We start from the raw sequence: 2,252 nt of genomic DNA on the forward strand, positions 1-2,252 counted from the left end.
TGCTGGTGCCCCAGGTGTACGTGCGCGTGCGCCCCGGCGACATCGACGGCCACGGTGCGCTGCTGTCCGCGGGCAAGTTCCAGTTCGACGACAAGGCAGCCAACCTGGTCAACACCGGCACCATCGCGGGCCGCGAACTGGTGAGCATCAACGCCGCCGCGGTGGACAACCTGGGCGGACGCATCAGCGGCGGCAAGGTCGGCATCCAGGCGCAGGTGGACATCAACAACCTCGGCGGCACCATCGACGCGCGCGACAAGCTCAGCCTGACGGCCGGGCGCGACGTGAACGTGCGCACCACCACCGGCGCAGGCGCCCTGGGCAACGTGGGCATCGACCGCGTGGCGGGCCTGTACGTGAGCGGCCCCGGCGGCGCGCTGTCCGTCGATGCGGGGCGCGACGCCAACCTGATCGGCGCGCAGGTCGTCAACGCCGGCAGCGGCGCCACCGCCATCAAGGCCGGCAACGACGTCAACCTCGGCACTGTCACCACCACCGAGGCGTCGGTGGCCTTCGGCTCCAACATGAGCGGCAGCTTCATCCACAGCACGGAGGTGGGCACCGCCGTCTCGGGCGGCGGCAGCGTCCGCTTGGATGCGGGCCGCGACGTCAATGCGCGGGCTGCCGGCGTGGCGGCCGAAGGCGACCTGAACGTGGACGCGGGGCGGGACATCCGCATCGAAGCGGGGCGGGAGCGGACGAACTTCAGCTATTCGGCCCATTGGAGCTCGAGCAACGCCTTGCGCCGCAAGGACACGACCGTGGATGCGCAGGCGCATTCCGACAACGCCATCGGCAGCAGCTTCACCGGCAAGAACGTCACGCTCGACGCCGACCGTGACATCGGCATCTCCGGCAGCTATGTCTCGGCGCAGGACAAGCTGGGCCTGGACGCCGGCCGCGACGTCAACATCGGCGTGGCGACCAACAGCAGCTCGACCTCCATGTCCACGGCGACCCAGCGCACGCCCACCGGCCTGGCCCGCGCCATGTCGGTGCCAGGGGTCATGGTCACCATCGAGACCAGCATCCCCGAGCCGGTGGCCGGCACGCTGCTCACCAACAAGGGCGTGCGCGACAACGCCATGACGCAGGACGTGACCGTCACCGGCAGCCTGCTGACCGGCGCCAGCGTGGACATCAAGAGCGGGCGCGACACCACCATCGCCGGCTCGCAGATCATTGCCGACCACGACGTGAGCGTCGCCGCCGGCAACAACCTCACGGTGCAGAGCGCGCAGGAGGCCCACGTCCAGGGCCAGGGCTCGGTCGTCCACGCCTCGGGCAAGACCAACAGCGCGGGCATGCCGGCCTTCGGCGTGGCCAGCGGCATGAGCCAGACCGCCTCGTCGCCGGTGCACCAGGTGGGCAGCCAGATCGTCAGCCTGGACGGCAACGTGGCGCTGTCATCCGGCGCGACCTACACCCAGACCGCCAGCGACGTGCTCGCGCTGGGCATCGGCGCCGACGGCAAAGCGGGCAACATCGGCATCCGCGCCAAGAACGTGGTGATCCAGTCGGCGGACGATACGCAGTTGACGGTCAACCTGTCACGCGAGAGCCACGCCACCTTCGGCGGCACGGCCAACCTGGGCATCGTCAACACCGTCAAGAGCGTGCAGGCGCTGGCCGAAGCCTCGCAGCGCACCAACGACAGCCGCGCGCAGGCCCTGGCGGCCGCCTCGACGGCCGTGACGATCGGGCAGGCCATCTCCTCGGGCGGCTTCGGCAGCGCCAGCATCGGCGTCACGCAGAGCAAGGGGCATTCGCACAGCCAGTCGGCCCAGGTGCAGAGCGTGCCGGTGGGCTCGACCATCTCCGCGGCCGGCAACGTGAGCATCACCGCCACGGGGGCGGGCGCGGGCAGCAACATCTCGGTGGTGGGCTCGGCCATCGAGGGCGAGAACGTGAGCCTGACAGCGGACAACGACGTGACACTGGCCTCGGCCGTGGGCAGCTCGAACAGCATCTCGTCCAGCCAGTCCAGCCAGATGAGCGCCGGCGCGGCCCTGAGCGTGGGCAGCCAGACGGGGCTGGTCTTCCAGGGCGGCGCCGGCAAGAGCAGCGGTGGCGGCACGGGCCTGGCCGTGGCGCACTACAACACCACCGTCACCGGCGCGCAGTCGGTGAGCATCGCCAGCGGCGGCGACACGACGATGCACGGCGCGGTGGTCACGGGCGAGAAGGTCACGGCCAGCGTGGGCGGCGACCTGAGCATCACCAGCCCGCAGGACGTGAGCATCTCCACGGCC

Annotated in this window: 1 protein-coding gene; it reads left to right on the top strand. The window is 70.6% G+C overall.

Features of this window, described 5'->3' with window-relative positions; genetic code table 11:
• A partial coding sequence (locus ACIY1X_RS26160; RefSeq protein WP_399686520.1) for a hemagglutinin repeat-containing protein occupies window positions 1–2,252 on the top strand: 2,252 nt, incomplete at both ends.

The sequence above is a fragment of the Xenophilus sp. genome, from assembly GCF_044462705.1.
Classification (GTDB): domain Bacteria; phylum Pseudomonadota; class Gammaproteobacteria; order Burkholderiales; family Burkholderiaceae_C; genus Xenophilus; species Xenophilus azovorans.